23 protein-coding genes are annotated in these 18,271 nt (G+C 65.6%); 15 read left to right on the forward strand and 8 right to left on the reverse strand.

Annotation, left to right across the window (positions count from 1 at the left end; all coding sequences use genetic code 11):
- The first annotated feature begins 4 nt into the window (after positions 1-4).
- Entirely contained in the window at positions 5-1,411 is a 1,407-nt protein-coding gene (locus P8Q88_RS07420) for a M48 family metalloprotease (RefSeq protein WP_278323210.1), read from the forward strand.
- 19 nt (positions 1,412-1,430) lie between these two features.
- Complete coding sequence (locus P8Q88_RS07425; protein ID WP_278323211.1) at positions 1,431-2,117, forward strand: DsbA family protein; 687 nt, start codon at positions 1,431-1,433, stop codon at positions 2,115-2,117.
- Positions 2,118-2,120: 3 nt separating this feature from the next.
- Here the strand turns inward: P8Q88_RS07425 and P8Q88_RS07430 are convergent, their stop codons facing one another.
- Entirely contained in the window at positions 2,121-2,729 is a 609-nt protein-coding gene (locus P8Q88_RS07430; protein WP_278323212.1) for an HD domain-containing protein, read from the reverse strand.
- An 81-nt stretch (positions 2,730-2,810) separates the two neighbouring features.
- Between P8Q88_RS07430 and P8Q88_RS07435 the strand changes: the two genes are divergently transcribed.
- From P8Q88_RS07435 to P8Q88_RS07465, 7 genes are all read left to right on the forward strand, one after another.
- Positions 2,811-4,043, forward strand: coding sequence for a sensor histidine kinase (locus tag P8Q88_RS07435; protein ID WP_278323213.1), 1,233 nt, complete (start codon positions 2,811-2,813; stop codon positions 4,041-4,043).
- Positions 4,040-4,837, forward strand: a complete 798-nt coding sequence (locus P8Q88_RS07440; RefSeq protein WP_278323214.1) for a LytR/AlgR family response regulator transcription factor — start codon at positions 4,040-4,042, stop codon at positions 4,835-4,837. The genes P8Q88_RS07435 and P8Q88_RS07440 overlap by 4 nt, the downstream gene beginning before the upstream one ends.
- Before the next feature lie 116 nt (positions 4,838-4,953).
- Complete coding sequence (gene nadC / locus P8Q88_RS07445; protein ID WP_278323215.1) at positions 4,954-5,814, forward strand: carboxylating nicotinate-nucleotide diphosphorylase; 861 nt, start codon at positions 4,954-4,956, stop codon at positions 5,812-5,814.
- Positions 5,815-5,860: 46 nt separating this feature from the next.
- Positions 5,861-6,262, forward strand: a complete 402-nt coding sequence (locus tag P8Q88_RS07450) for a hypothetical protein (protein WP_278323216.1) — start codon at positions 5,861-5,863, stop codon at positions 6,260-6,262.
- 97 nt (positions 6,263-6,359) lie between these two features.
- The gene (locus P8Q88_RS07455; RefSeq protein WP_278323217.1) at positions 6,360-6,797 is read left to right on the forward strand and encodes a hypothetical protein; all 438 of its coding nucleotides are present in this window, start codon (positions 6,360-6,362) and stop codon (positions 6,795-6,797) included.
- Positions 6,772-7,506 carry a ribonuclease T2 family protein gene (locus P8Q88_RS07460; protein WP_278323218.1) on the forward strand — a complete coding sequence of 245 codons (735 nt, stop codon included), beginning with the start codon at positions 6,772-6,774 and terminating at the stop codon, positions 7,504-7,506. The genes P8Q88_RS07455 and P8Q88_RS07460 overlap by 26 nt, the downstream gene beginning before the upstream one ends.
- A 50-nt stretch (positions 7,507-7,556) precedes the next feature.
- Positions 7,557-8,306: a SpoIIAA family protein gene (locus tag P8Q88_RS07465; RefSeq protein WP_278323219.1), complete on the forward strand. Its 750-nt coding sequence runs from the start codon at positions 7,557-7,559 to the stop codon at positions 8,304-8,306.
- 3 nt (positions 8,307-8,309) lie between these two features.
- Here P8Q88_RS07465 and P8Q88_RS07470 read toward each other — a convergent pair whose 3' ends face one another.
- Positions 8,310-8,765, reverse strand: coding sequence for a nucleoside deaminase (locus P8Q88_RS07470; protein WP_278323220.1), 456 nt, complete (start codon positions 8,763-8,765; stop codon positions 8,310-8,312).
- A gap of 165 nt (positions 8,766-8,930) precedes the next feature.
- On the opposite strand from P8Q88_RS07470, the gene rpmB reads away from it, so the two are divergent.
- Positions 8,931-9,218, forward strand: coding sequence for a 50S ribosomal protein L28 (gene rpmB / locus P8Q88_RS07475; RefSeq protein WP_200981761.1), 288 nt, complete (start codon positions 8,931-8,933; stop codon positions 9,216-9,218).
- 52 nt (positions 9,219-9,270) lie between these two features.
- Here the strand turns inward: rpmB and P8Q88_RS07480 are convergent, their stop codons facing one another.
- Genes P8Q88_RS07480 through xseA form a run of 4 tightly spaced genes read right to left on the reverse strand, consistent with a single transcriptional unit; the run spans position 9,271 to position 12,871 of the window.
- Positions 9,271-10,269, reverse strand: a complete 999-nt coding sequence (locus tag P8Q88_RS07480; protein WP_278323221.1) for an esterase-like activity of phytase family protein — start codon at positions 10,267-10,269, stop codon at positions 9,271-9,273.
- Positions 10,270-10,316: 47 nt separating this feature from the next.
- Positions 10,317-11,243: a M23 family metallopeptidase gene (locus tag P8Q88_RS07485; protein ID WP_278323222.1), complete on the reverse strand. Its 927-nt coding sequence runs from the start codon at positions 11,241-11,243 to the stop codon at positions 10,317-10,319.
- On the reverse strand, positions 11,240-11,449 hold the full coding sequence (locus P8Q88_RS07490) for a DUF2093 domain-containing protein (RefSeq protein ID WP_278323223.1): 210 nt from the start codon (positions 11,447-11,449) through the stop codon (positions 11,240-11,242). The genes P8Q88_RS07485 and P8Q88_RS07490 overlap by 4 nt, the downstream gene beginning before the upstream one ends.
- Positions 11,450-11,473: 24 nt before the next feature.
- Positions 11,474-12,871 (reverse strand): exodeoxyribonuclease VII large subunit, encoded by a 1,398-nt coding sequence (gene xseA, locus P8Q88_RS07495; protein ID WP_278323224.1) that lies wholly within the window; start codon positions 12,869-12,871, stop codon positions 11,474-11,476.
- On the opposite strand from xseA, the gene purD reads away from it, so the two are divergent.
- Positions 12,870-14,144, forward strand: a complete 1,275-nt coding sequence (gene purD / locus P8Q88_RS07500) for a phosphoribosylamine--glycine ligase (RefSeq protein WP_278323225.1) — start codon at positions 12,870-12,872, stop codon at positions 14,142-14,144. The genes xseA and purD overlap by 2 nt on opposite strands.
- A 233-nt stretch (positions 14,145-14,377) precedes the next feature.
- A complete protein-coding gene (locus P8Q88_RS07505) occupies positions 14,378-14,788 on the forward strand; it encodes a hypothetical protein (protein WP_278323226.1) in 411 nt (136 codons plus the stop codon).
- A gap of 10 nt (positions 14,789-14,798) precedes the next feature.
- On the opposite strand, the gene P8Q88_RS07510 is transcribed toward P8Q88_RS07505, so the two are convergent.
- Positions 14,799-15,806: an adenosine kinase gene (locus P8Q88_RS07510; RefSeq protein ID WP_278323227.1), complete on the reverse strand. Its 1,008-nt coding sequence runs from the start codon at positions 15,804-15,806 to the stop codon at positions 14,799-14,801.
- Between the two features lie 128 nt (positions 15,807-15,934).
- On the opposite strand from P8Q88_RS07510, the gene P8Q88_RS07515 reads away from it, so the two are divergent.
- The 3 genes from P8Q88_RS07515 to P8Q88_RS07525 all read left to right on the forward strand — a co-directional run bounded on the left by P8Q88_RS07515 (position 15,935) and on the right by P8Q88_RS07525 (position 18,031).
- Positions 15,935-16,630 carry an EI24 domain-containing protein gene (locus P8Q88_RS07515; RefSeq protein WP_278323228.1) on the forward strand — a complete coding sequence of 232 codons (696 nt, stop codon included), beginning with the start codon at positions 15,935-15,937 and terminating at the stop codon, positions 16,628-16,630.
- The gene (locus P8Q88_RS07520; protein ID WP_278323229.1) at positions 16,620-17,039 is read left to right on the forward strand and encodes a hypothetical protein; all 420 of its coding nucleotides are present in this window, start codon (positions 16,620-16,622) and stop codon (positions 17,037-17,039) included. Before P8Q88_RS07515 ends, P8Q88_RS07520 begins: the two co-directional genes overlap by 11 nt.
- Before the next feature lie 62 nt (positions 17,040-17,101).
- Positions 17,102-18,031, forward strand: coding sequence for a hypothetical protein (locus tag P8Q88_RS07525; protein ID WP_278323230.1), 930 nt, complete (start codon positions 17,102-17,104; stop codon positions 18,029-18,031).
- Here P8Q88_RS07525 and P8Q88_RS07530 read toward each other — a convergent pair whose 3' ends face one another.
- Positions 18,032-18,268 carry a hypothetical protein gene (locus tag P8Q88_RS07530; RefSeq protein ID WP_278323231.1) on the reverse strand — a complete coding sequence of 79 codons (237 nt, stop codon included), beginning with the start codon at positions 18,266-18,268 and terminating at the stop codon, positions 18,032-18,034. It lies immediately after the preceding gene.
- Positions 18,269-18,271 lie beyond the last annotated feature (3 nt).

The following is an 18,271-nucleotide window of genomic DNA, read 5'->3' on the forward strand; positions in this document are numbered from 1 at the left end:
CACAATGCGCCCCGTATCACGCCCCATCTCGCGGCTTGTGTCCCGCCTGCTCGCAATCCTTGCCGCTGCCATGCTGGCCGCGCAGCCGGTGGCCGCGCAAAGCGTCTTGCGCGATGCCGAGACCGAGCGGTTTCTCGACGAGATTTCCGCTCCTCTGATCGAGGCCGCCGGGCTGGAGCCGACGAATGTCGACATCGTCCTGATCAACGATCCCTCGATCAATGCCTTCGTCGCGGGTGGCCAGGCGGTCTACATCCACAGCGGCCTGATCGAAGCGGCCGACACGGCCGAAGAGGTTCAGGGGGTCATCGCCCACGAGCTGGGCCATATCACCGGCGGGCACATCATCCGCTATGGCGAAGGCATCGGCACGGCGTCGCGCATCTCGCTGCTGTCCGTGCTGGCGGGGATCGGCGCCGCATTGGCAGGCGCTGGCGAGGCGGCAGCCGGTATCATGGCGCTGGGCCAGCAGGCGGCGATGGGCAAGTTCCTCGCCTTCACGCGCACGCAGGAAGCCTCGGCCGATCTGGCGGGCGCGGAATATCTCTCCAAGGCGGGAATTTCCGGACGCGGTTCGCTCGATTTCTTCGGCAAGCTGCTCAACCAGGAATTCCGCTACGGCTATTCGCAGTCGGACGAGGCAGGCTTTTACCGCACCCACCCGCTGTCCGGCGACCGGATATCCACTCTGCGCGAGGTATACGAGGCCGATCCCGCATGGGACGCGCCGCGCAATGCCGCGCACCAGGCAAAGTTCGAACGCGTGAAAGCCAAGCTGACCGGCTACATCGCCAAGCCGAACGAGACGCTCCGCGACTATCCCGAAACCGTCCAGACGATCCCGGCGCTCTATGCCCGCGCCTATGCCTATCACAAGACCGCGCGGGTCGACCGCGCGCTGGAGGCCGCCGATGCCTTGCTGGAGAAGGACCCGAACGATCCCTATTTCCTTGAGCTGAAGGGGCAGGTCCTGCTCGAATCGGGTCGGCCGGACGAGGCGCTGTCGCCGCTACGCCGCGCGACCTTGCTGACCAATTCCGAACCGTTGATCGCCAGCATGTTCGGCCACGCGCTGATCGCCACCGAAGAGACCTCGAATTATCACGAGGCGGAGAAGGTCCTGCGCGCGGCCATCGGGCGCGATCGCTACAATCCTTTCGCATGGTACCAACTGGGCGTCGTCTATGCGGCGAATGGCGATATGCCCCGCGCGCGCCTCGCAAGCGCCGAACAGCAGGTGATGAGCGGGCAATATGCGCTCGCCATGCGCAGCGCGCAGGTGGCCGAGGCCGGCCTGCCGCACGGGACGCCAGACTGGCTGCGCGCGCAGGATATCGGCTTGCAGGCCCGCGCCCTGCTGGAGCAGCAATGCGAGATGGAAAAGGGTCGCAACTGCGACCGACGACGATAGACGGGCGGACGCAAGAATCATGAAATCGCATGTGCTTACCGCGCTCATCGCGCTCGTGTTCGGGTTTGCCGGCGCAGCCCTGTGGTCGTTCACCGGCCTCGGCCATGGCTCGACCCGCGCCTACCTGATCGACAATCCCGAGATCCTGCCCGAAATGGCCGAAGCCTATCAGCGCGGCGAGGCGCAGGACCGGCTGGCCGGGGTGGCCGACGAAGTGCGCGACGGCTTTCCCGGCGCGGTACTCGGCAATCCGCAGGGCACGAAGGTGCTGGTCAAGTTCACCGACTACGGCTGCACCTATTGCCGCCAGAGCGTCGAAGCGCTCGACCAGCTCGTGGCCGCCGATCCGGACCTGAAAGTGGTCGTGCGCGAATGGCCCATTTTCGACGGCAGCGAGCAAGCGGCCCGCATGGGCCTCGCCGCTGCGCGCCAGGGCAAATACGCCGATTACTACCATGCCATGTTCGACCTTGGCCGCCCGACGCCCGAAAACATCGCGCGCGCGAGCGAAATTGCCGGCCTCGACATGGCAGCCGCCGAGAAATTTGCCGCCTCGGGCGAGGCGAGTGCACAGATTGCCGAGACCATGGCGCTGGCCCGCTCGCTCGGCTTCTCGGGCACGCCAAGCTTCGTGGCCGGAAACGAGGTTATCGAGGGGCTGGTGCCCTACGAGCGTCTGCGCGAGGCGCTGGATGCCGAGGGCTAGGCGTTACTCGTCCAGCGCCTTTGCATAAGCCGAAGCAAGCGGCTTCGCCATGACCCGCCGCACCATCGGTTCGAAGAACTCGAGCGGCTCGCTGTCGTAATCCGGATCGAAGGCCGCCTGATCGTATTTCTCGCAGAATTCGCGGCACGCCTCGAAATGCGGGTTGTCCTGGAACTGGTCGCGCGCGTTCCGGTCCATGCCGAGGAAATGGAAATAGTAATAGCCCTGGAAAGCGCCGTGGTTCTGGCAGATCCAGTGTACTTCCTCGCTGACGAAGGGCTTGATGATCGACGCGGCGACCTCCGGGTGGTTGTAGCTGCCGAGCGTGTCGCCGATATCGTGCAGCAGCGCCATCACGACATATTGCTCGTCGCGCCCGTCGCGATGCGCGCGGGTCGCAGTCTGCAGCGAATGCTCCAGCCGGCACACGGGGAAGCCGCCGAAATCGCCGTCGAGCAGCTTGAGGTGATCGAGCACCCGGTCGGGCAGCCCTTTGGCAAACTCGCGATACTCGCCCGCGATCAGCTGCCAATCTTCCTTGGTGCCTTCCTTCATCTCGCGGAATTTCGCACGTTCCATGGCCGAATGTTCGATATTTTCCTGAATGCCCATCGCACCTCTCACTCGCTCTGGCTTCGCTGCACAGTGTAGCGACTGGCGCAGTTCGCCGCAATTGCGCTAGAGAAGGCGGCAATGGCCGTATTGCCCATCCGTCCGACGCCCTTCTTCGCGAACAAGAATCAGGCGTTCTGGAACCTCCAGCTGGCCGGCTGGGGCGGGGCGACGATGTTGCGCGCCATGTCGGCGCTGGCCAACGGGCAGCCGCCGGATCGACTTGTCATCATCCTCATCGCGACGATCACGGGTTTCTCGCTCAGCCTGATCCTCGCCGTGATCTACGGCCAGCTTATCAAGCAGAGGCCGCTAGTCACCTGGGGCGCCACGGCGCTCGTGCTGGCCGTGGCGGTCGCAGTCTATGCCTTTATCGACAGCTGGGTGCTCGAAGTCGCCGGCGGCGCCACGACCAGCAATTTCGCGAGCCTGTTCGTCGGCATCTACTTCATCGACCTCACGCTGCTCGGCGCTTGGTCGGCGCTGTATTACGCGATCAATTTCTTCCTCCAGGTCGAAGAGCAGGCCGACCGGCTGGAACGGCTCGAAGCGCAGGCGACCAGTGCGCAGCTGGCCATGCTGCGCTACCAACTCAATCCGCATTTCCTGTTCAACACTCTCAATTCGATCAGCACGCTGGTGCTGCTGAAGCAGAGCGAGACGGCCAATGCCATGCTGACGCGCCTCTCCAGCTTCCTGCGCCATACGCTGGTGACGCAACCCGGCGGCAAAGTGACGGTGGCGCAGGAGGTGGAGACGCTGAAACTCTATCTCGATATCGAGCGCATGCGGTTCGAAGAGCGGCTGCGCACCAGCTTCACGGTCGAGCCGGAGGCGGCGAAGGCCTGCCTACCTGCCATGCTGCTGCAGCCGCTGGTGGAGAATGCCATCAAATATGCCGTCAGCCCGCTCGAGGAAGGGGCCGAAATCTCGGTCATCGCGCAGGTTGTCGGGCCGCGGCTCCGCGTGACCGTGTCCGACACCGGTCCCGGCATGACGGTCGACAATGTCGAGGCCGGGCTGCCCGCCGTTCGCCCCAGCCGGGCGCGGCGCGATTCCACCGGCGTCGGCCTCACCAATATCCGCGATCGGCTGGCGCAGGCCTATGGCGAGGAACACCGGTTCGAAATTCGCTCGCCCGAAAGCGGCGGCTTCTCGGTTCTCATCGAACTGCCCCTGGAATCGGACGAAGCGCCCGAGGCGTTAAGCGCAGCGCCAGAAACGCACCCCCAAACCGCAGCACCCCCGAAACCAGCGGGTCCCTCGCCCGTTGGACAGCTGCAATCCCCCCGGAAGGCACCGCAAACGACATGACTATTCGCACCATCCTCGTCGATGACGAGAAGCTCGCCATCCAAGGTCTCCAGCTCCGCCTCGAAGCGTTCGAGGATGTGGAGATCATCGAAACCTGCCAGAACGGTCGCGAGGCGATCCGGGCGATCAAGACGCTGAAACCCGACCTCGTCTTCCTCGACATCCAGATGCCCGGCTTCGACGGCTTTTCCGTCGTCCAGGGCGTGATGGAGATCGACCCGCCGCTGTTCGTCTTCGTCACCGCATTCCAGGAACATGCCATTCGCGCGTTCGAGGCCAATGCCGTCAATTACCTGATGAAGCCGGTCGACGAGGACAAGCTGGCCGACACGATCGAGCGCGTGCGCCAGCGCCTTGCCGAAAAGAAGAGCAGCGACGATGTCGAGCGGCTCAAGAACGTGCTGTCCGAAGTGGCCCCCGAAGCGGCAGAGAGCATGGGCGAGGACGATGCCGAAGCCGCCGGGCGCTACGAAAAGCTCATCAACGTGAAGGATCGCGGCCAGATTTTCCGCGTGGAGGTCGGCACGATCGAGCATATCGAGGCGGCCGGCGACTACATGTGCATCTACACCGGCGACAATTCGCTGATCCTGCGTGAAACGATGAAGGATCTCGAACGCCGGCTCGATCCGCGCAAGTTCCAGCGCGTCCATCGTTCGACGATCGTCAACCTGGACCAGGTCCGGCAGGTGAAACCGCACACTAACGGCGAATGTTTCCTGGTGCTGGATTCGGGCGCGGAAGTGAAGGTCTCGCGCAGCTACCGCGATGTCGTGGCGCGCTTCGTTCATTGATCTTTTGATTTTGAAGCCGCATCCGCGGGTTCGTCCTCGCTCGACGTGCAGCAAAGCTGCACCCGCTGCGGGCGGTCGGCCTGACCTCACCTGCCGGTCGGAACTGGAGACAATAGTTGGCTTTTGACCTGCCTGGCTTCGAAATCGACGAGTTCGTCCGCGACACGCTGGCCGAAGATCTGGGCGAGGGCCTGCCAGGCGGCGGGATTGACGTAACCAGCGAGAGCGTGATTCCTGCCGAGGCGCGGTTTGCGGGCGTGATGGACACGCGCGACGCAATCCATGTCGCGGGTCTTCCGGCTGCCGAGGCGTTCTTCCGTGCGCTCGATCCAGACATGACGGTCGACATCCTTGTTGAGGAGGGCGCGAGCGTGCCCGCCGGGACCGACCTCATGCATTTGCGAGGAAATGCCCGCGCAATGCTGACCGCCGAACGCAGCGCGCTCAATACTGTGCAGCACCTTTCCGGCATCGCCACCATGGTCGCCGAATATGTGGCCGCGATGGACAATCCCGACTGCACCCTGCTCGACACGCGCAAGACCATTCCCGGCCTCCGCCATCTGGAGAAATACGCCGTGCGCATGGGCGGCGGGGCCAATCACCGCATGGGCTTGTGGGACGCAGCGATGATCAAGGACAATCATGTGCTCGTCGCCGGCTCGGTAGGCGAAGCAGTGCGCCGCGCGGTGGCCGCCGGCGTCTCGGACATTATCTGCGAAGTCGACCGCATCGACCAGATCGAACCAGCGCTGCAGGCCGGTGCGACCCGTCTGCTGCTCGACAATATGGATCCGCCGACCTTGCGCGAGGCTGTCGCGATCGTGGATGGGCGCGTGCCGACCGAAGCCAGTGGTGGCATCACACTCGAAACCATCAAGGCCAGGGCAGCGACGGGCGTCGACTATGTCTCGGTCGGCCGCCTGACTCAGAGTGCCCCGGCCGCCGATATCGGACTGGACTTTACCCCGCTCTGACTTTGCGGCATCGCTGGCGCAAGAGGGCAGGGGAAGAGGGCAGAGTATGCGTCCATCGTCGATTGTGTGGTTCGAGCGGCTGTTTCTCCTCTCGCTCGCCCTTGCGATGCTCAACGCGGTGCTTTCCTACGGAATGCTCGTTGCCGAGGTCGAGAGCGAACCGGCTCTCGCCGGGATGGGGGGACCGCTCGTGCTGACGGTTGTTGCCGCGAGCCTGCTCATCCCCCTCATCCTGTGGTATTTCATCGCCCGCCGCGCGAGTGCTATCGCGAAATGGCTGCTGGTCGCGCTGGTCGCGATCGGCCTGCTGTTCGGCAGCTACGGTTTCGAGAGCGGCATTACGCTTCCGGATATACTGGGAGTGGTGGTCACGATCCTGCAACTCGTGGCCACGGCCCTGCTGTTTCGTGCCGATGCCCGAGAGTGGTTCGCCAGGCCACGACCCTGACCGAATGGCGCGTGGGCGTGTGTGCACGAATATTCAGGCGCCCTTTACGCCTTCGCCCCGATAAGTCATCTCTTCCGACGGGTGGGGAGAGAAATCGGTGAAACCAGAATCGATCAGTCGTTTCGAGCTGTGGTATTTCCTCGCCGTGGGGGCGAGCATCCTGTCGACTGCGCTCGGCTGGGCCGGCATGGAGGTCTTCACCGAAATGCTCGCGCGCGAAACGAGGCCCAGATCGAAAAACATGGGCTTCGTCCTGCTGGTGTCTTCGCTCGCCATGTTCGTCGTTCTCTCCATGGTCATGTGGGCCGCCATCGTCCTCTCGCGCTGGGGCGCCGCGCGCTGGCTGCTGGTCGCAGCAATCCTCTACGCCGGTTACGCAGCCATCCGGCGCCTGGCGGGAACCGCTCTCGACGCCAGCGTCGTCACCGACCTCATGGCGGTCGTGTTCGCCGCGGTGGGTGCGTCGTATCTTTTCCGCAAGGACGCGCGGGAATGGTTTGCGAAGAGCGATGACGACTCCTTCCACGCGCCGTAGTTTATTTCGCACGCTCGTCGCCTGCGGATCGCTCGGGTTCACCTGCCTCGCGGCGCCCGCTGTCGCGCAGGCCTATCAGTGCCGGTTGCCCGGGGCTGTCGAAATACCGCAAATCCGGCCCGATGCGCCCACCCGGCGGTTGCCGGTAACGGGCTATACGCTGGCGCTGGGATGGAGCCCGGAATTCTGCAAGGGGCGCGAAATGCGAGCGGCCGATGCGCGACAGTGCTCTGGTCGCGCTGGGCGGTTCGGCCTGATGGTGCACGGACTCTGGCCCGAAAGCGGGCGGACGTGGCCGCAATGGTGCGGGTCCCGGCGGCAGCTGCAAGCGCGCGACCTGCGCGCGAACATGTGCCTGTCCCCCTCGGCCCGCCTGCTGGCGCGGCAATGGGCCAAGCACGGCAGCTGCATGACACGCCGACCCGCCACCTACTTCAAGGTCACGCGCATTCTGTGGAATGGCCTGCGCATTCCCGATTTCGATCGCATCAGCCGAGAGGACGATCTGACCGCCGGCACGATCCGGACGCGTTTCGTCGATGCCAACCCCGGCTGGCCGCGCGAAGCGATAGGCGTGAAGCTGAATTCGCGCGGCTGGCTGCAGGAACTGCGCCTCTGCTACGACAAGCGCTTCATGCCGAACGCTTGCGATAGGCGGCGTCTCGGCGCGCAAGATGGGGCGCAAGCGAAAATCTGGCGCGGGCTCTGACTTGATCGAGGTCAATGACATCGGGGGGCCACACGGGGCATAGTCACGGCATGATCGAAATCGAGACAATCTCGGAGACAGCGCATCGCCTCGCCGTCATGGCCGACTTCCAGCAAGCCGACGCGGAGCGGCTGGTGGAGTTCGCGAAAGAGCGCAACCAGGCTGGCGGTGGCGGCAATTTGCTCATCGACGTGACCGCCGTTTCAGGTTTCACTTTCGCTGCTGTCGCCATCGAACTTGCTCATATGCCCAACCTGCTCAGGTGGATCTACGGACTCGACCGGATAGCGATCATCGCTGACGAGGAATGGATAAGAACCGGGGCGCGGCTCGAAAGCGCCCTGTTGCCTGGCGTGGTCTACGAAGTCTACGACGAGGATGAGGCGGAGGCCGCGCGTGCCTGGGTGCTCGAAGAAGCCGACGCACCGCACACCGGGGCCGTGCATGAACTCGCCATCGGCAAGCCGGACATCGCCGCCTGGGAATTGGCTGGTCGCCTCGATCGTGAGGAGTCCGAGCGCGCAATCGCGATGATTCGCAAGCGGCTGGAGGACTCCGATTGCCGAAAGCTGCTGCTGGTGATCCGAAAATGGCACGGTTTCGATCTCGACCGATTGCTTAGCCGCGAAGTGCTTGCCGGAAAACTCGACATCGCTCGCAAGCTCGAGCGCTATGCAATCGTCGGGGGACCCGCGTGGGTGCGTCGCTACGCCGAGTTCACGGCCACATTCGTCAAGGCGGACATCAAGGCATTCGAACTCGACGGGATGGAGGAAGCGATCGCCTGGCTCGAGGATTGAGCATCACCTTCGCGCCTTAAAGAACCCTCGCAGCAGCTCTGCCGCGCGCGCCTCTCCCATGCCCGCATACACCTCGGGCCGGTGCAGGCACTGTTTCTGTTCGAACACCCGCGCGCCGTGCTCGACTGCGCCGCCCTTGGGGTCGCTGGCACCATAATAGAGCTTGCCGATACGCGCGTGGACGATCGCGCCCGCGCACATGGCGCAGGGTTCGAGCGTGACCCACAGCTCGCAATCGGTCAGGCGTTCATCGCCCAGCGCCTGCGCTGCGCGTCGGATAGCGAGGATTTCGGCATGGGCGGTGGGATCATGGTTCTCGCGCGGCATGTTGTGCGCTTCGGCGATGACCTCGCCCGCGCGCGTCACGACAGCGCCCACCGGCACTTCGCCCGCGGCGGCAGACTGTGCGGCCAGATCGAGCGCGCGCTGCATGGGTTGCGGAAGGGTCCAGCCGGGCATATCAGCTGCGCGCTAGCCCGCTGGCGGCAGGGGCGCAACGTGCTTGACGATTCGCACCCCCGTCGCTATGCGCGCGGCTTTCCGGGATAAACCGAGGCCCCGACCGCTGTTTTCACGCGGCGAAGGGCACTCGCCCAACCATTCGAACCGAACGAGAGACGTATCATGTCGCGCATCTGCGAACTCACCGGCAAAGGCCGCCAGGTCGGCCACAATGTGAGCCACGCCAACAACAAGACCAAGAAGGTCTTCCTGCCGAACCTGCAGAACGTCACGCTGTTGAGCGAAAAGCTCGACCGCAGCTTCAAGTTCCGCGTGTCGACGCAGGGCCTGCGTTCGGTCGAACACAATGGCGGCCTCGACAACTGGCTCCTGAAGACCAAGGACGAGAAGCTTTCGGCCAATGCGCTCAAGGTGAAGCGCGAGCTGAAGAAGGCTGCCGCCGCTTCGTAAGAAGCTGGCGCCGCGGCGCTGTCAGGACCGAATCACGCAAGGGCGCGCGGGATCACTCGCGCGCCTTTTTCCGTTGCGGGGTCGCTGCCTCGTCCCAGCGCAGCTTGAGCAGATAGCTGTGCTGGTAGCTCATGAGATTGTCGTCGGACACCAGCCAGAGGTGCGTCCCGTCGGCGTCCTGTGTGAGGGTGAGACCTTCGTAATTGTCTTGCGGGAAATCGTCGCCGAGCTCGGTGACGAGCTCAAGCTCGACCACCTTTCCCTCGGCCAAATCGGCTGTGTCGAGTACCGCGATTGCGGTCCGGAAGCGAAGTGGCAAACCGACCGAGAAGTCACGCAGAAGTACGACGACCCGGTCCGTGCCCAGCGGACTCATGTCTACTGGACTATAGTCATACGGGACTTCTATCCTTAGTCGCGCCGGTCGCTTCGCCTTGAGCGGATCGTCATCGAATAGCAGCGCCCGATGGGAGTTCCTCGACCAACGCAGCCGGTCTTCCTCGATGACGAGAAACCGGCCGTCACCCATTCGCACCATGGCTTCGGGTCCGCTGTTTTCTCCCCAGTCTTGCATTTCGGGAATGCTCACGAAAGTCTGGGGCTGCAGGTCACGCCCGAACCGGCGGATTGCATTGCTGCCTTCGTATCCGCCCCAAATTATCCCGGCGACGGGATCATAGGCGAGGGACTCGAGATCATAGGCGAGCTTGTCCGCATCGTCCTCGGCTCCGAACCGCGTGAAGCGGGGCGGCGTGCGCACCTCCCTGTCAGGGCGCTGGAAGACCAGCTTGTTGGCGCCATCCGTTCCAGCAAGGAGCCGTCCGCCGGGCAAGGCGAGCAGCGCCGAGAAGCCCCCGAAGTGCCTGCCCCTCCCGGTGATTTCCCACGCCCCCACAAGCTCCAGCGGACCGGCTCGCGCCGAACCTGTCTGCACGGCCGTGATTGCCGCGGCGGGATCGCGCGGCGCTGGTGGCAATTCGGAGCGCACCCACAAGGATGGCGCGAGCGCGGCAGCAAGGGCGAGACCGAGAAGGAGACGCTTGCGGCGCATGCTTTGCGGGTCAGGTCGGGCTGGAAAGGCTGCGCGTCACGCGCGGATCACGGCATGGGCCCGAGAAACAGCAACGGGTCGAGGCGCGCGCCATTCCAGGTAATGCTCCAGTGCAGGTGCGGGCCGGTTGCGCGGCCCGATGCACCGATGCGACCGAGCGGCTGGCCCTGCTTGACCGCCTGGCCTTCGCGCACGAACAGTTCGGCGGAGTGAAGGAAGGCGCTGTTGAGACCTTGCCCGTGATCGATGATCACCAGCTGCCCTTCGAGGCTGAAATCGGGCTCTGCCAGCGTTACCACGCCATCAGCCGGGGCGACATAGGTGGTTCCCGCTCCGCCCGCGATGTCGAGGCCCGAATGATAACTGCCCGGTTCGCCGCGATAGATGCGCTGCGAACCGAAGCGGCCCGAAATTCGCCCGGTGACAGGCCAGATGAAGTCCTGCCGCCAGCCCTCGGCGCCGGTGCGCTGCTGGCGCGCATCCGAGATTGCATCGAGTTCCGGGCGGCGGCGCTGCATGAAACTTTCGGAGGCGCGGCCGGCGCGGCGCGCGACATTCACGCGCTCGATATTCCAGTCGCGCGGTTTGACCGACAGCCGGTCGCGGACGACCCGCCCGTCAGCCAGCGTTGCCACCAGCGTCGCGGCACCGCCTGCGTCGCGGTCGAACCCGGCAAAGAAACGTCCACTGTCGTCGAGCGGGACCTTCGTGTCGCCGATCGTCAGCGCCACCGTGCCCGCAGGAGCGGTGCCGCGGATCCAACCGCCCTGCTCGATCTCGCCACCATAGCTGAAGGTCGCGGGCACTTCCTGTCGCGCGACCGGGACGGATAACGGCACCGCATCGGACTCCATTGCCGAGGCAGGCGGCAGATCGACAGGCGCGGGCGCGCCCTGCGGCTCTGCCTGTTCGGCTGACGCGGGCACACAGGCTGCGGCAAGAAGGACGAGCGGCGCGACCCGGGCAAAACTCACGGCTTCAACCGCTCCGTCGCAAGTTGCGCAGTGGCATAAGGCTCCTGATGGTCGACCGACCAGTAGCGCAGTTCCTCCAGCGAAATCGGCACGCCGCTCATGGCGCAGGTCACGAACTGGCCCGCCCGTAGCACGCGAAAGCCGCTCGGCCCGTAATGGAGCTTCGCTTCGCCACTGGAGGGCGAGGAATTCTTGTTCATCAGCATGCCCGATATCCTAGCAGGTCGCGCTCACCCGAACAAATCATCCTGCCGTGGCGATGTTCCCTTTTTCGGAGCCGCTCGTGCCGGCCTGGTCGCCCGCGCTGCGCCGGTTGCGACATCGAGATCGCCGTCGCGAAACTTGAGCGTAAGCGCCGCTTCCTTCGCCGCCGCCGCCTTGTCGGTAAGCGTCTGCCCGTCCGGCCCTGTCACCCGGACATAGCCGCGCTTCAGCACATTGTCCGGATCAAGCGAGACCATCAGCCGCGCCACCGCCGAGAGGCGCTGCTGCGCCTGCTCGACCCGGCTCTTCAGGAGCGGCGCGTTGAGCCGGGCGCGGTCCGATTGCAGGCGTTCGCGTCCGCGCGCCACGCTGTCGACGAGCCCGCGCCGCAGTCGCTCGGCGAAATCGTCCAGCTTCTGCGCCTGCGGCTGCAGCAGCGTTTCGGGCGACGGCAGCCGCTCTGCGCGCGCTTCCAGCCGTTCGCGCCCCAGCTGCACCGGACGCAGGATCGCGCGCTCCTTGCGTGCGGCATAATCGGCCAGCGTCGCGGCGAGTTCGGCGCGCACCGGCACGGCCATCTCCGCTGCTGCCGTCGGCGTCGGTGCGCGGCGGTCGGCGGCATAATCGGCCAGCGTGGTGTCGGTCTCGTGCCCGACCGCGCTGATCGTCGGTATCGGGCAATCGGCGATGGCGCGCACCACCACCTCCTCGTTGAAGCTCCAAAGATCCTCGATCGAACCGCCGCCGCGCGCGACGATCACGAGGTCTGGCCGGTCAGGATGGCCTGCGGGCATGGCCGAGAAGCCGCGCACCGCGCCCGCGACCTGCTCTGCCGCACCCTGCCCCTGCACCAGTACGGGCCACACGATCACGCGGCTAGGAAAGCGGTCCGCCAGCCGGTGGAGGATGTCGCGGATCACTGCCCCGGTGGGCGAGGTGACGACGCCGATCGTGCGCGGCAAGAAGGGGAGCGGCTGCTTGCGCTCGGCCGCGAACAGCCCCTCTGCCTGCAATCGTGCCCGGGTTTTCTCCAGCAGCGCCAGCAGCGCGCCTTCACCGGCAAGCTCCATCCCCTCGATCACGATCTGGTACTTGCTGCGGCCCGGATAGGTAGTGAGCTTGCCGCTCGCGACCACTTCCAGCCCGTCCTCGAGCCGGAACGGCAGGCGATCGGCCTGCCCGCGCCACATCACCCCGTCGAGCACCGCCTTCTCGTCCTTGAGCGCGCAATACATGTGGCCGCTCGCCGCACGCTTCACGCCCGACAGTTCGCCGCGCAGGCGCACGAAACCGAAGCGCTCCTCAACCGTGCGCTTCAGCGCGTTCGATATTTCGCTTACCGTCAACGGCTCGGCGTTGTCGCCCGGGCGGCCCTTCGCTACCAAACCGGCATCTTCTTCATCGGACGGGAACTCGCTTGCCATGAATATCCTCTTGCTCGGCTCGGGCGGCCGCGAACATGCGCTGGCGTGGAAACTGGCGCAATCGCCGCTGTGCGACAAGCTGTGGGCGGCCCCCGGCAATCCGGGCATAGCGCAGGATGCGGAGTGCGTCGCGCTTGATGCCACCGACCATGAGGCAGTGATTGCCTTCGCCAGGGAGAACGCCATTGGTCTCGTGGTGATCGGCCCCGAAGCCCCGCTGGTCGACGGGCTTGCCGACAGCCTGCGCGCGGCGGGCATCGACACCTTCGGCCCATCGCAACAGGCAGCGCAGCTCGAGGGCAGCAAGGGCTTCACCAAGGAGCTGTGCCAGCGTGCCGGCATCCCGACCGCGCGCTACGAACGCTGCGCCTCGCTCGAAGCGGCATGGGGCGCGCTCAAGCGATTCAAGCCGCCGTTCGTGCTGAAGGCCGACGGACTCGCTGCGGGCAAGGGCGTGGTCATCGCCGAAACCTACGAAGAAGCGCAGGAGGCACTGGGCGACATGTTCGGCGGCCAGTTCGGCAGCGCGGGCAGCGAGGTGGTGATCGAGCAGTTCCTGACCGGCGAGGAGGCCAGCTTCTTCGCCCTGACCGATGGCCAGACCATCGTCCCGATCGGCACCGCGCAGGACCACAAGCGCGTGGGCGAGGGCGATACCGGCCCCAACACCGGCGGCATGGGCGCCTACTCGCCCGCCCCGGTGCTGACCCCGGCCCTGCAGGCCCAGGTGATGCGCGAGATCGTGGAGCCGACCGTCCGCACCATGGCGGCCGAGGGCATGCCCTACTCGGGCGTGCTCTATGCGGGGTTAATGCTGACCAGTCAGGGGCCGCAGCTGATCGAATACAATGCGCGTTTCGGCGACCCGGAGTGCCAGGTACTGATGATGCGGCTGGAGAGCGACCTCGTCGAACTGATGCTCGCCTGCGCGCGCGGGACGCTGGGCGAGCTGGCCGCGCCCGTGCTGTCGGACGATTTCGCGCTGACCGTGGTGATAGCGGCAGAGGGCTACCCCGGCACGCCGACGAAAGGCGGGACGATCGACTTGGGCGAGGCCGAGGCGGGCGGGGCGAAGGTCTTCCACGCGGGCACCAGCCTCGAAGGCGGGACCCTCATCAGCAGCGGCGGCCGCGTGCTGAACGTGACAGCCCGCGGCGCCACCGCGACCGAAGCGCAGCGGAGCGCCTACGAGGCGGTGGACGCCATCGACTTCGCGGACGGGTTCTGTCGGCGGGATATCGGCCAGCGGGAAGTGCGGCGAGAGCGAGGGTAGCGTCCATTGGGAGACGATTCGGTTGCGCACGCGCGGCTATTGGCTAGCGACACGCGATGGAACCAGCGCCGGAACTGTGACAACGATTGAGGCCGGACGTCTCCTTACGCCAATCCGATGGGCCGTGATGTACGTCAAGAACTGCGCCGCGCGCACAACACAGCGCGCTCGCGGTTGCACCGCCTTCGACTTTCCCATTGATCGATTGCCGCTGTCAGGCGCATCATAGGACCATGACAGCATCGTACATCCGACAAATCCTACTCGTCGCCGCAGGCTCGGCGTTTATGCTTGTCGCCTGCACGGGCGGCTCGGCGGACCGCCCGGTCGAATCCGCGTCGGCGCCGCTCGCCGCACCAGCTGGCGTCGGCGATGCGCAATCCGATCTCGCCTTCGTCCAGCAGGCTTGCGGCACCTGCCATGCGACCACGCCGCTGGCCATATCGCCCGATCCGCGCGCGCCGAACTTCGCCGAGGTCGCGAACAGTCCCGGCCTCACGGCCGACACGCTCGATATCTGGCTGCGCAACGCGCACAATTATCCGGCGCAGATGAACTTCACTCTCGACGACGAGCAGATCGCCGCGATCGAGCGCCACATGCTGCGGCTGCGCGATCCCGACTACGAGCTGCCGGTTTCCTAATAGCCAGGCTTCACCCCAGCTTCCGGGCGACGAGCGCCTGCAGGTCCGCCTCGCTCCGCGCACCATAGTGGCTGATGATCTCGGCCGCGCAGATTGCGCCCATGCGCAGACAGGTCTGCAGCGATTCGCCGCGCGCGTGGCCGGTGAGGAAGCCGGCGGCGAAGAGGTCGCCCGCGCCGGTGGTGTCGACCACCTTGTCGACCGGCTCGGCCTGCACCTCGGCCCGCTCGCCATTCGCCACGGCGATCGCACCCTTCGCGCTGCGTGTCGCGACGAGGACCGGGACCTTGTCCGCCACTGCGGAGACGCCGGCCTCGAAATCACCTTCGCCGGTGAGCGAGGCGAGTTCGTGCTCGTTGACGAACAGGATGTCGATCTGTCCTTCCTCGATCAGCGCGCGGAAATCGTCGCCGTGGCGGTCGATCACGAAGCTTTCGCTGGCGGTGAAGGCGACCTTGCGGCCAGCCTTGCGGGCGACGTCGATCGCATGGCGCATGGCGCTGCGCGGTTCCTCCGGGTCCCACAGATAGCCCTCGAGGTAGAGGATCGCCGCACTGGCGATCAGCTCGTCGTCGAGCGCGGCAGGCGGCAGGAACTGGCTGGCGCCGAGGAAGGTGTTCATCGTCCGCTCGCCGTCCGGCGTCACGAAGATCAGGCAGCGCGCGGTCGACGGCTGGCCTTCGCGAGCGGGCGTCTCGAAATCGATGCCCACGGCGCGAATATCGTGACTGAACACATCGCCCAGCTGGTCCTGCGCCACCTGGCCCACGAAAGCGCATTGTGCGCCGAGCGCGCTCATGCCCGCCAGCGTATTGGCGGCCGAGCCGCCGGAGATTTCCTTGGCCGGGCCCATCGCATCGTAGAGTCGCCGCGCACCGTCCTCGTCCACCAGCGTCATCCCGCCCTTGTTGAGGCCGAGCTCGTCGATAAGCTCCTCTTCACACGGCGACATCACGTCGACGATGGCATTGCCGATGGCGACGACGTCGTAGCGCGTCTCGGGGCGGGGATCGGTCATGGGTACTCCGGAATGTCCTGGGGAGATGGTGTCGGGATTCGGTATGTCGGGCGCGGTTAGCGTTTCATCGGGGCAAGGCCAAGCGCGACGTTGACTTGGGTGTCCGGCCCGCGCACATCCCGCGACCCATGGTTTCGCTCCCCCGCGCCCTGTCTCTTGCCCTCGGCCAGCTTGGCGACCGGGCGATCCTGCGCGTGCTGGTTAAGAGCCTGGCAGTCACGCTAGCGATCTTCGTTGCCGCCGCCGTTGCACTGAACGCCGCGCTTCCCGCGCTGCTGTCGCGCTGGATCGATCTCAACGGCGATGTATATATCGTCCTGACCGCCCTGTTCTTCATCATCGGTGCATGGCTGCTTTTCCGCATCGTGGCGCTGGCCGTGCTGCAATTCTTCGCCGACGACGTTGTCCATGCGGTGGAAGCGAAGCACTATCCCGACCATGCCGCGGGCGCCCGCACGGTGCCGTTTCCCGAGGAGCTGTCGAACAGCCTGCGCGCCACTGGCCGCGTGATCCTGTTCAACCTGCTTGCCGCGCCCGTCGCCATCGTCCTGCTATTCACCGCGATCGGCCCGGCGATCGTGTTCTGGTTCGTCAACGCGTTGCTTCTGGGGCGCGAATTGCAGGACATGGTCTGGCTGCGACATCGACAGGACCGCGGCGAAGTCCAGCCCATCGGCGGGCTCACCCGCTTTGCTTTGGGTGGCGTGGTCGCGGGCCTGCTCGCAATACCCTTCATCAACCTTCTGGCGCCCATCATCGGCGCGGCGAGTGCGACACATCTCGTCCACCGCAGCAAACGGAAACCCGCTCCCCATGCGCTCTAGCGTCCTTTTGATCCTGCCCCTGCTGGCCGCATGCGCGACAGTGCCCAGCGGGCCCGCGGCGCCCGCTCCACAGACGCGCACAACGCCGTCGCCGCCGCCGCAACAGGTGCAGGCCGCACCATCGAGCAGCGGCTTCATCGCGCCACGCATCATGAACCTTCCCGGCCTTGAAGGCGTGATCGGAAAGAACGAAACGGCGCTTGCAAACATGTTCGGTCCGCCGCGCCTGAGCGTAAAGGAGGGCGACGCGCGCAAGCTGCAATTCGTCGGGCGCGCTTGCGTCCTCGATGTCTACCTCTACCCGCTGGAGCCGCGCGGGCAGCCGAGCGCAACCTATGTCGACGCGCGCCGCGCGAGCGATGGCCTGGACGTCGACCGTGCCGCCTGCGTACGGGCGCTGCGCCGCTAACCCCGTCTTAAGCAAGTTGCGTTAGGCCATGCCCGACTGAAGATACGGGAAGTGGGCAAGCGATGAGCGTGCATTTCGGAGAATTGGCGAAGAAGTTCGGCGCTGGCGGTGCGGTTTCGAGCGAGGACGTGCTGACGCTGCGTCGCGAGGTCTGGCCCGACGGCCGCATTTCGCAAAGCGAGGCCGAGGCGATCTTCGCGCTCAACCGGCAACTCCAGTCGAGAAGCGACGAATGGGTCGATTTCTTTGTCGAGGCGCTCGGCGAATATGTGATCAACCAGCGCGCCCCGGCAGGCTATGTCGACACCGAAAACGGCCAATGGCTGATGGACCAGATCGATGCCGACGGAAAGCTCGGCTCGATGGCAGAGCTCGAGCTGCTCGTACGCGTGTTCGAGCGCGCTCGCAACGTGCCCGCCGCGCTCAAGGATTATGCTCTGCGCCAGGTCGAAAAGGCCGTGGTCGAGGGCACCGGGCCGACGCGCGACGGCGGCCAGCTGGAGCAGGGCAATGTCAATGCGACGGAGGCCAAACTGCTGCGCCGGGCAATCTTCGCGCCTGCCAGCGAGCGCCCGGCAGCCGTCGGCCCGAGCGAGGCCGAGATGCTCTTTCGGCTGAAGGAGGCGACGCTCGGCGCTGACAATGCGCCGGAATGGCAGACGCTCTTCGTGCAGGGCATCGCGAATTATCTGCAGGGCTACAGCAATCCGAATGCGCAGATCAGCCGCGAGCGGGCCACCGAACTTCAGGCCTTCATGGCCGAACGATCGTCCGGCGTCGGCAGTTTCCTGGGCCGCATGGCGCAAACCGCGCCCAATGCCTTCGGTGTGGTGTTTGGCCGCAAGGAAGAGGGCCTGGGCCGCGAAGACCGCGTGGCCGAAGCCGCCGAAGTCACCAGCGGCGAGTCGGCGTGGCTCGCCGCGAAAATCGAGGCCGATGGCAAGGTCGACGAGTACGAGCAGGCGCTGCTCGACTTCCTCGCCGAGGACTGATCAGTCGAAGCTGAGCGAGGCTTCGGCTCCGCCTTGCTTGGGCAGCGGGCCCGTGGGCGGTATCGCCGGGACCGGAAGACCAGCTTCCGGTGGTTTCCTGCGCCTGTTCTGGCGTTTCCAATCCGCCATCGTAGCCTTGAGCGAAGAGCCGACCCGCACCTCCTTCCCGCGTTGACGAACGCCCTGCTCGATCAGCAGGCCCGCCGCCAGGAGGAGAAATTTCGGGAGTACGCTCACTCG

Source organism: Qipengyuania marincola (assembly GCF_029688625.1).
Taxonomy (GTDB): domain Bacteria; phylum Pseudomonadota; class Alphaproteobacteria; order Sphingomonadales; family Sphingomonadaceae; genus Qipengyuania.

Bases quoted from the DNA above. Each gene is read 5' to 3' on its own strand.
- P8Q88_RS07420 (WP_278323210.1), top strand. From the start codon at position 5: ATGCGCCCCGTATCACGCCCCATCTCGCGGCTTGTGTCCCGCCTGCTC.
- P8Q88_RS07425 (WP_278323211.1), top strand. From the start codon at position 1,431: ATGAAATCGCATGTGCTTACCGCGCTCATCGCGCTCGTGTTCGGGTTT.
- P8Q88_RS07430 (WP_278323212.1), bottom strand. From the start codon at position 2,729: ATGGGCATTCAGGAAAATATCGAACATTCGGCCATGGAACGTGCGAAA.
- P8Q88_RS07435 (WP_278323213.1), top strand. From the start codon at position 2,811: ATGGCCGTATTGCCCATCCGTCCGACGCCCTTCTTCGCGAACAAGAAT.
- P8Q88_RS07440 (WP_278323214.1), top strand. From the start codon at position 4,040: ATGACTATTCGCACCATCCTCGTCGATGACGAGAAGCTCGCCATCCAA.
- P8Q88_RS07450 (WP_278323216.1), top strand. From the start codon at position 5,861: ATGCGTCCATCGTCGATTGTGTGGTTCGAGCGGCTGTTTCTCCTCTCG.
- P8Q88_RS07460 (WP_278323218.1), top strand. From the start codon at position 6,772: ATGACGACTCCTTCCACGCGCCGTAGTTTATTTCGCACGCTCGTCGCC.
- P8Q88_RS07465 (WP_278323219.1), top strand. From the start codon at position 7,557: ATGATCGAAATCGAGACAATCTCGGAGACAGCGCATCGCCTCGCCGTC.
- P8Q88_RS07470 (WP_278323220.1), bottom strand. From the start codon at position 8,765: ATGCCCGGCTGGACCCTTCCGCAACCCATGCAGCGCGCGCTCGATCTG.
- rpmB (WP_200981761.1), top strand. From the start codon at position 8,931: ATGTCGCGCATCTGCGAACTCACCGGCAAAGGCCGCCAGGTCGGCCAC.
- P8Q88_RS07480 (WP_278323221.1), bottom strand. From the start codon at position 10,269: ATGCGCCGCAAGCGTCTCCTTCTCGGTCTCGCCCTTGCTGCCGCGCTC.
- P8Q88_RS07490 (WP_278323223.1), bottom strand. From the start codon at position 11,449: ATGCTGATGAACAAGAATTCCTCGCCCTCCAGTGGCGAAGCGAAGCTC.
- purD (WP_278323225.1), top strand. From the start codon at position 12,870: ATGAATATCCTCTTGCTCGGCTCGGGCGGCCGCGAACATGCGCTGGCG.
- xseA (WP_278323224.1), bottom strand. From the start codon at position 12,871: ATGGCAAGCGAGTTCCCGTCCGATGAAGAAGATGCCGGTTTGGTAGCG.
- P8Q88_RS07505 (WP_278323226.1), top strand. From the start codon at position 14,378: ATGACAGCATCGTACATCCGACAAATCCTACTCGTCGCCGCAGGCTCG.
- P8Q88_RS07510 (WP_278323227.1), bottom strand. From the start codon at position 15,806: ATGACCGATCCCCGCCCCGAGACGCGCTACGACGTCGTCGCCATCGGC.
- P8Q88_RS07515 (WP_278323228.1), top strand. From the start codon at position 15,935: ATGGTTTCGCTCCCCCGCGCCCTGTCTCTTGCCCTCGGCCAGCTTGGC.
- P8Q88_RS07520 (WP_278323229.1), top strand. From the start codon at position 16,620: ATGCGCTCTAGCGTCCTTTTGATCCTGCCCCTGCTGGCCGCATGCGCG.
- P8Q88_RS07525 (WP_278323230.1), top strand. From the start codon at position 17,102: ATGAGCGTGCATTTCGGAGAATTGGCGAAGAAGTTCGGCGCTGGCGGT.